Below are 9,050 nucleotides of genomic sequence, written 5' to 3'. Positions count from 1 at the left end.
TCCGTGTCCGTCCCGCCCTGCCGGGCTGACAAGAAGAACATTACACGGCCCCCAGCCCCCCTCCAAACCATCCCACCGTGACCCCCGGCACACGGCTCACGCGACCGCGGGCGCCTCGTGCGTCGGGCGATCTCCGCCGTTCGCCCACGTGCGGGCGCCGTCGAACTCGGCCGAGATCTCCTCGGCCACCGCGACGTCCCGCTCGGGCCGGGCACGGCTGACGACCACGGCGACGACGAGGCACACCAGGAAGCCCGGCACGATCTCGTACAGGGCGTCGTGCAGGGCGGGGACCTTGCCCCACACGAACGCGACGACGCCACCCGAGATCATCCCGGCGAGCGCGCCCCAGCGGGTCAGGCTCTTCCAGTAGAGGCTGAGCAGGATCAGCGGACCGAAGGCGGCGCCGAAACCGGCCCACGCGAAGCCCACGAGGTCGAGCACGGAGCTGTCGGGGTCCAGCGCGATCACGCCGGCCACCACGGTGACCGCCAGGACGCCCAGCCGGCCGAGGACGATCCCCTTCTTCGGCGTCGCCCGCTTGCCGACGATCATGTACAGGTCCTCGACGAGCGCCGACGACGAGACGATGAGCTGGGACGAGATCGTCGACATGATGGCGGCGAGGACCGCGGCCAGCACGAGCCCCGCGACGAGCGGGTGGAAGAGGATCTGCGAGAGCTCGAGGAACACCGTCTCGGGGTCGTCGAGGGTCGTTCCGGTCTGCTGGAAGTAGGCGATGCCGACCAGGCCCGTCATGACCGCGCCGACGGCGGTCACGATCATCCAGGAGATGCCTACCCGCCGGCCGACCTTCGCGTCGGACGGCGCCCGCATCGCCATGAACCGCACGATGATGTGCGGCTGGCCGAAGTACCCGAGCCCCCAGGCGAGCGACGACACCACGCCCGCGAAGGTGGCCCCGGCGAAGAAGGAGAGCCCGTTCGTGCCGTTCGCCAGGTCCGCCTGGTGGATGCCGTCGACCATCCCGCCGAAACCGCCGACCTTCGTCAGGCCGATCACCGGGACCGCGACCAGCGCGGCGAGCATCAGCAGCCCCTGGGCGACGTCGGTCCACGTGGCGCCGAGGAACCCGCCGAACAGCGTGTAGGCCAACGTCACGCCGATCACCAGGAGCATCCCGACCCAGTAGCTGGAGCCGAAGGAGCTCTCGAAGAACTTGCCGCCCGCGACCATGCCGGACGAGACGTAGAACGTGAAGAAGACCAGCACGATGACGCCCGCCGCGACGCGCAGGGCGCGCGAGCCGTCCCGGAGCCGGTTCTCGAAGAAGCTCGGGATCGTGATCGAGTTCTTCGCGACCTCCGTGTAGGCGCGCAGGCGCGGCGCGACGAGCTTCCAGTTGAACCAGGCCCCGACCGTCAGGCCGATGGCGAGCCACGCCGAGGCCAGGCCCGTCGCGTACACCGCGCCGGGCAGCCCCAGCAGCAGCCACCCCGACATGTCGGAGGCCCCGGCGCTGAGCGCCGCCTGGGCGGGGCTCAGCCTGCGGCCGCCCAGCATGTAGTCGTCCATGTCGCTGGTGCTGCGATAGGCCGTCCAGCCGATCGCGAGCATCGCGAGCATGTAGGCGACGATCGCGATCGTCTGCCAGGTCTGGTCACTCATGCCGTCACCACTCCGTCTGCGGGTAGAGCACGCGCCGGGCGGCACGGCCAGAGCCGACGACACTGCCAGCACTCCCCCCGCCGGCGTCAACCTGGGCGCGCGGTGCGCATCACCCGAAAGAGCGCTGGACGGCCACGCGCGCCGTCCCGCCACGAGCGGGGCGGCGGCAATGATCCGGCGGCGCCCTCGGGGCGCGTCAGCCGCGGGATGCTGCGGCTGCGAGCGCCGCCCGGGGCGAGGACCCGCACGCGTCCGACGCACGCGCCGAGCCCCGCCGGGCCCGCGCGCGGACGGCCCGAGCGACGTCGGTGCCGCATCCGCGACGTGGACGCCACCGTCTCGCCTGCTGAGCCGTCGGGCGCGCGCCGCGGCTACCGCCCGGTGACGGACCAGCGGCCCTCGGCCAGGGCGAGCAGGCGCGGGAGGACGGTGGCGCCGTCGGCCCGGAGCCCGTCGTGCAGGTACTCGTTCGTCACCCAGACCTGGCTCGCGCCCACCGACCCCGCGGTGCCGAGCGCCAGGTCGACGTCGACGTACGGGTCGTCGTAGTACTGCACCGCCGCCAGCGGGACCTCGTTCGCCGCGAGACGGTCCTCGTCGTAGAGGTCGTCCCACCGCGTGCGCTCCGCGAGCTCATGCGCCACCGCGGCGAACGGCCGCAGGGCGCGGACCTGCTCGAACATCCACGGGTAGGTCGCCTCGCCGGTGAGCAGCAGCGGGCGGGCCGTCGTCGCGAGCTCCGGACGGCGCGCGTGCTCGGCCGCGGCCGCCCACCCGCCGGCGCGCTCCCCCCGGTGGTAGATGCACTCCTGCAGCACCATGTACAGGGGGTTGGCGGCGAACCCGGTGCGCTGCGACACCGCCGCGAGGAAGCCGTCGGACGGGGCGCCGTCGGACCCGAGGGCCGTGTCGAGGAGCCAGTGCAGGCCGGGCGCGCCGTCGCTCATCCCGAGGGGCTGGCCGAGCGCCTGCAGGCGCTCGACGGTGAGGAGGTCGCCGTCGGGCAGGCGGACCGTGCCCGACGCCGCGGCGTCGGCCAGGCGGTCGAGCGTGCCCTGGTCGCCGGGGAACGCGCGGACGAAGGCCTCGCCCCGGGCGAGCTGGCGCGGGTAGGTGCGCGCGTAGACCTCCTCCGCGCTCGCGTGCAGCGGCGGCAGGCCACCCGTGGTCAGGCACATCGTCAGCGCCTCGGGATGCAGCGACAGGTAGGTCAGGGTGATGAACCCGCCGTAGGACTGCCCCAGCGTCGCCCACCGCCGGCCCCCGTACACGGTGCGCCGCAGGTGCTCGGCGTCGCGCACGATCGCGTCCGCCCGGAAGCACGCCAGGTAGTCCGCCGCCGGCGCCGCCTCCTCGAAGGAGCCGACGACGGCCGCGTCCACGGGCGCGGACCGTCCCGTGCCGCGCTGGTCGAGCAGGATCACGCGGTGCGTCGCGAGCGCCGTCGTCCACCATCCCCCGCCCGGCATCGGGCGGGGGCCCATCCCGCCCGGGCCGCCCTGGAGGAAGAGCAGCAGCGGCAGGTCCTCACTGTCGCGGGCCGGGTCGACGATCTCGCGCGCGAAGACCTCGATCTGCCCGAACCGCTGCGGGTCGGACCAGTCGACCGGCACCGTCACCGTGTGCTCGCGGACGCGGAAGCCGGTCATCGGATAGGTGCTGGTGGGGGTGCTCACCGACCCACGGTAGCGGCCGGGACGAGGCAGAGAAGGAGGCAGGGCCCCGACCGGCACCTCACCGGTCGGGGCCCTGCCTCTTGCTCCGCCTCCCGCGGACGGGAACCGTCAGCGGCAGGTCACCGCGTCGTACGCGACGTCGCTCGTCGTGGTCACCTCCTCGCCGCCCACGGTGCCGGTCGCCTTCACCGTCACCGTGCCCGGCTCGAGGGTGCCGACCCGCGCGTTGAACGACTGCGACGCGCTCTTGCCCGGCGCGACCGCGTCGAACGACTTCGCGCCGAAGGGCGTCGTCAGCGTGATCGCCAGCGGGACGCCCTCGCCGTTCGTGGCGCGCACCGCGACGTAGGCGTTGGCGCCCACGCAGCGCGCCACCGCCGTGGTGTCGACGAGCAGCACCGGAGCCGCGTCGCCGACCGTCACGGTCAGCCGCGCCACCGAGCTCTCCCACCCGTCGTCGACCACGACCGACACCACGTACGTGCCCTTCGCGGCGTAGGTGTGCGAACCCGTCACCGTCGCGTCTCCCGAGTCGGCCGCCGTGACGGTCGCGGGCTCCTTGTCGGACCCGTCGCCCCAGGTGACGCTCGCCCGCAGCGGCGCGCCGGCCGTGGCACGCCCGCCCGTCACCGTCGCGAGGACCGCGTCGTCGAGGGGCTCGCCCACGGCCACGTCGAGGTCCTTGCCGGCGGTGGCGGCCAGCGGCGCGCGGTCGGGGACCGTCCCGTCGCTGGCGATCGCGAACACGTGGATCCGGCCGCTGCCCGGCGTCCCGGTCTGGGTCGGCAGCGTGATGCTCACCGGGTCCTTCCCCGCGGGGATCGCGAAGGGCTTCGCGGCGAAGACGCCGGCCGGCGTGCCGACCGTGCCCGTACCGCTCATCCGGCGCTCGGTGCCCGCCACGAGGACGTTGCCGTAGACGGGGGCGCTCACGGTCCCCGACCAGTCGCCGAAGCTCGTGTCGATCGGGGCGGTCGAACCGTCCGCGAACGTCACGGTGCCCTGCGCCTGCTGGCTCTTCTCGTTGGCGGTGCCGATCACGGAGATCTGCGTCGCGTCGTCGGGCAGGTCGAGCTCGATCGTCTGCCCGGCGCCCGTCGCGTTGTCCGGCTCGCCCGGCGCACGCGCCGGGAGGTCGAAGCTCAGCGCCGTGCCCGGCACCGCGACCCGCTCGCCCTGCACGAAGCCCTTGGCCGCGAGCTGGGCGCGGTCGAAGCCGTTGCCCAGGTAGTCGCAGTTCGCGGCCAGCGAGCCGACGTCGCCGATGCACGTGCTGTCGAAGGCCGCGACGAGCGCGTTCTCCCGCACCAGCGAGACCGTGACCTGAAGCGTCGCGGTGAGGGTCTGGTCGCCCTGCGTCACGGTGACGGTCACGGGATAGACCCCCGGCTCGTCGAACGTGTGCGGGGCGCTGACCGTGAAGGCGCCGAACTTCCCGGCGCCGAGCGAGCCCTCGACCGGGTCGGACCCGTCACCGAACGTCACGGACGCCGTGACGTCGTCGGCCGACCCGTCCAGGCCGGTCAGCGTCGCCAGCGGAGCGTCGAGCTCCTCGCCCGTGCGCGCCGCCATGTCGCCGGCCGCGGTGAGGGTCAGGTCGCCCGTCGCCGTGGCGGCCGGGTCGGCGAGCAGCTCGAGCTCGGAGAGCGTGAGCGCCCCGTCGCCCGCCGTGGCACCGACGGTGACCCGGTACTGCGCGTACGACGCGGGCTCGGCGACGACGAACGGGCGGGTCTGGGAGGCCCAGCGGAACGTCTCCCCCGAGCGATCGTCGAGCGTCGTCCAGGACTCGCCGTCGTTCGACCCCTCGAGGGTCCACGCCGACGGCGCTGCCCCCGAGCTGCCCGACGTGAGCGTGTACTGCGTGACGGTCGGGCGCACGCCCGAGCCCTTCCAGGTGATCGCGGGCGTCCCGGTCGCGAGCACGCCCTGCGTCGCGGACGTGTCGTCCGTCAGCGCCGTGACCTGCTTCGCGGCCGTGCCGTCCGAGACGGTGACCTTGCCGACGTCGGCCCCGGTGACGTCCTCGACCGGCTCGGGTGCCTCGTCGCCCTTCGTCAGCGACACCGGTGCGTCGTCCGCCCCGGTCCCCCACGACGAGGGCTCCGAGCCCATGTCGAACGTCAGCGTGTGGCCGCCGACCAGGTCCTCCTGGCTGATCGACGTCGAGGAGTGCTCCACGCCGTCGACCTTGAGGTCCTGCACGTAGACGTTGTCCACGCTGTTGTCCGGGGCGTCGACGACGAGGTCGCCGCCCGGGATGTGCACGGTCGCCTTCGTGAACTGCGGCGAGCCGATCGCGTAGTTCTCCGAGCCGACCTGCAGCGGGTAGATGCCGAGCGACGACAGCAGCCACCAGGACGACATCTCGCCGTTGTCCTCGTCGCCCGGGTAGCCCTGGCCGATGCTGCTGCCCACGAAGAGGCGCCGCAGCGTCTCGCGGACCTTCTCCTGGGCCTTGGCCGGGGCACCCGCGTAGTCGTACATGTACGGGATGTGGTGCGAGACCTGGTTGCTCATGCCCCACTGGCCCATGCGCACGTCGCGCGCCTCGAGCCGCTCGTGGATGCCGCCGTTCGGCGCCGTCTCCGGGGTCGAGAAGAACTCGTCGAGCTTGTCCTCGAGCCCCTGCTTGCCGCCGTAGAGGTTCGCGAGCCCCTGGCCGTCCTGGGGCGCGTGGAACGCGAAGTTCCAGCCGCTGGTCTCCGTGTAGGGCCCGCCCCAGTCCTTCGGGTCGTAGTCCTCGGGCGACGTCTGGAAGGTCCCGTCCGCGTTGCGCGCCTGGAAGAACCCGCCGATCGACGGGTCGAACAGGTTGACGTAGTGCGTCGACCGCTCGAGGAAGTACGTCGACTCCTCGCGCAGCTGCGCGCGGCGCTCCTCCGGCGTGGCCGGGTCCTCGGCGAGCTTCGCCGCCATGGTCCCGATGCCGTAGTCGTTGACGAGGCCCTCCAGCCCCCAGGAGACCGACTCGCCCGTCGACGACGGCGTGTAGCCGAGGAAGATCGACGAGTCGAGTCCCTTGCGGCCGACGGCGATGTTCGGCGCCTTCACCGTGGCGTTCTTCAGCGCCGCGTCGTACGCCTCGAGGGCGACGTCCGTGGGCAGGGCGCCCTTGGCGTAGGCGTCCGCGAACGCGACGTCGGAGCTGGTGCCGGTCATCAGGTCGGCGTAGCCCGGCGAGGACCAGCGGGCCACCCAGCCGCTGTCGCGGTACTGCTGGACGAACCCGCCCACCAGCTCCTCGGCCACGTCCGGGTAGAGCAGCGAGTACGCGGGCCACGCCGTGCGGTAGGTGTCCCAGAACCCGTTGTTCACGTAGATCTTGCCGTCGACGATCTTCGCGTTCGTCGTCGTGTCGGTCGCGGTGCCGCTCTTGGCGGCCACGGGGCTCGCGTACCGGTACGTCGGGCTGCCGGCCGAGCCGGTGTTCTCGAACTGCGAGTTCGGGTAGAGGTTGAGCCGGTAGAGGTTCGAGTACAGCGTGACGAGCTTGTCCTCGTTCGCGCCCTCGACGTCGATCACGCCGAGCCGGTCGTTCCACTGCTGCTGCGCCGCGGCGCGCACGTCGTGGAAGCTGCGGCCGGTCACCTCGAGGTCGAGGTTCTTGGTCGCCTGCGCCTGGCTGATGAAGGACGTCGCCACCCGCAGCTCGACGCTCTTCGTCGACGAGGTGTCGAACGTCGCGTACCGCGCCGCCGTCCGGTCGCCGGCCGCCGTCCCGACGGCGCTCGGCGCGCGGTCGAAGGTGCCCGAGACGAACATGCGGCTGCGCCCGGCGGACAGGCCGCTGCCGCCGTCGACCCAGCCGGACACCGTGCCGGCCGCGTCGACGGACAGCTTCGCGTCGCCCGCGACCTTGTCCATGAGCACCTGGCCCTGGGCGGTGTCGTAGGTGAAGCGCAGGACGGCGGCGTGGTCGGTCGGTGCGACCTCCGCCGAGATCCCGTTCGCGAACGTCACGCCGTAGTAGTCCGGCTGCGCCGTCTCGTCGTCGTGGGAGAACGGGAGCCCGCGCTTGGCGAGCGTCGCGTCCGGCACGCCGCCGCCCTCGGCCGGCAGGAACGCCAGCTGGTTGCGGTCGCCCATCCACGGGCTCGGCTCGTGGGAGGCGCCGATGCCCTGCATGACCGGGACGTTCTGGGCGTTGTTCTGCTGCTGGTAGGCGTAGAGCCAGCTCTGCGAGCCGGCGTCCGTCATCGGCGTCCAGAAGTTGAAGCCGTTCGGGACCGCCGAGGCGGGGATGTTGTTGCCGCGCGAGAAGCCGCCCGTGGCGAAGGTGCCCCGCCGGGTGTCGACGTAGTGCGTGCGGCTCGAGCCGTCGATCGCCTCCGGGTGGGCGGTGACCGCGACGTCGTCGACCCAGCCCTGGAAGCGGGTGTCGCCCTCGCCCCCCGGGTTGTCGTAGCCGAGGAGGACCTGGTCGATCGTCTTGCCGGCCGCCTTCGTCAGGTCGACCTGGACGTCGTTCCACTGGTTGGCGTAGAGGATCTTCCCCGCGCCCTCGCCCCGCGGGGAGAACGGGGTCTCGTTCTGGTCGCGGGCGCCGAGACCGGACAGGTAGGTGCCGTCGGTGAAGCGCACGTCGATCGCCGCGTACGTCGAGGGGTACTGCAGGTCGGAGAGCAGGTCCGGGAAGATCTCGTAGCTCAGCCGCGAGTCCTCGCCGACGACGACGTCGAGGCCGTCGTACAGCACGTTCGTCGCGTTCGCGTCGCCGTCGTCGAGGTGGGAGCCGCCGTAGCGCAGCGCCGCGAGGCCGGTGAAGCCGACGTTCGACTTGATGGTCGGCCCGCTGGCCGGGCCCTTGCTGAGCTCGGTCACCATCGGCGACTCGGTCGGCGGGGCGTCGAGGTCGGTCGAGACGTCCCAGTCGGCGAGCTGGACGATGCTGCCGCTGTTGTTCGCGGTCACGTCGAGCCGGTAGTAGGTGTACTCGCCCGGCGTCGCGGCCTCGAAGGTCTTGGTCTGCAGGCGGTCGGGGAAGTCCTGGCCGGACCGCTGGTCGACCGTCGTCCACGTCGTGCCGTCGTTCGAGCCCTGGACCGTCCAGGCCTTGGGGTCGCGCTCCTCGGCGTCCCCGGCCGACGTCAGCGTGTAGGCCGTGATCCGCACCGGGTCCGCGAAGCGATAGGTCGCCCAGCCCGTGCTGTGGAACGTGAGCCACTTGGTCGAGGGGCTGCCGTCCGTGAGGTTCGCGACGCCCTCGTTCGGGAGGTTCTGGTCGCTCGCCGTGACCTCGGCGACCTGGCCGACGACGCTGCCCGGGAGCGTGCTGACCGTCCCCGTGACGTTGGACTGCCAGGGCTTGCCGTCGCGCTGCGCCACCGTGGTCACGAGCGGGGCGGGATCGCCCTTCTCGAACGAGGTGGACCAGTCGCCCGGCTCGGCCGCCGCGGCGGGCAGTGCGGCGGGGGCTGCCGGGGCCGCCGTGGCGGCAGCGGCGCCGAGCGGCACCAGCGGCAACGCCATGCCGACCGCGACGAGGCTCGCGACCCAGGGGCGGGGACGCCCGGAGGTACGACGACGGCCCGACGGCGCGTGCGCCGTCGGGCCGTCGTGTGCAGAGGTAGGTGGTCTCATGTCTCGCGATCCCCTTCGATCGTTCCGGGCAGCGACGTCGCTGCACGCCATGGTCGAGCATGCCCCGGGGCGCGTCGTCGAGCACCAGGAGCGGAGCCCCGGGATCGCCCGGGGCCGTCAGGCCGTGCATGCCCATCCAACGCCCGCTTGACAGCGCTGTCA

Annotated in this window: 3 protein-coding genes; all 3 read right to left on the bottom strand. The window is 72.7% G+C overall.

Annotated features, from left to right (window positions below):
• Positions 1-96 precede the first annotated feature (96 nt).
• Positions 97-1,629 carry a sodium/proline symporter PutP gene (gene putP / locus EDF32_RS00470; RefSeq protein ID WP_123306572.1) on the bottom strand — a complete coding sequence of 511 codons (1,533 nt, stop codon included), beginning with the start codon at positions 1,627-1,629 and terminating at the stop codon, positions 97-99.
• 371 nt (positions 1,630-2,000) lie between these two features.
• Positions 2,001-3,305 carry an alpha/beta fold hydrolase gene (locus EDF32_RS00465; protein ID WP_233565588.1) on the bottom strand — a complete coding sequence of 435 codons (1,305 nt, stop codon included), beginning with the start codon at positions 3,303-3,305 and terminating at the stop codon, positions 2,001-2,003.
• 108 nt (positions 3,306-3,413) lie between these two features.
• Positions 3,414-8,777, bottom strand: coding sequence for a GH92 family glycosyl hydrolase (locus EDF32_RS00460; RefSeq protein ID WP_123306570.1), 5,364 nt, complete (start codon positions 8,775-8,777; stop codon positions 3,414-3,416).
• Positions 8,778-9,050: the final 273 nt, after the last annotated feature.

Source organism: Cellulomonas sp. PhB143 (genome assembly GCF_003752595.1).
GTDB lineage: Bacteria > Actinomycetota > Actinomycetes > Actinomycetales > Cellulomonadaceae > Paraoerskovia.
This window is presented reverse-complemented; position numbering and strand designations above follow the sequence as displayed.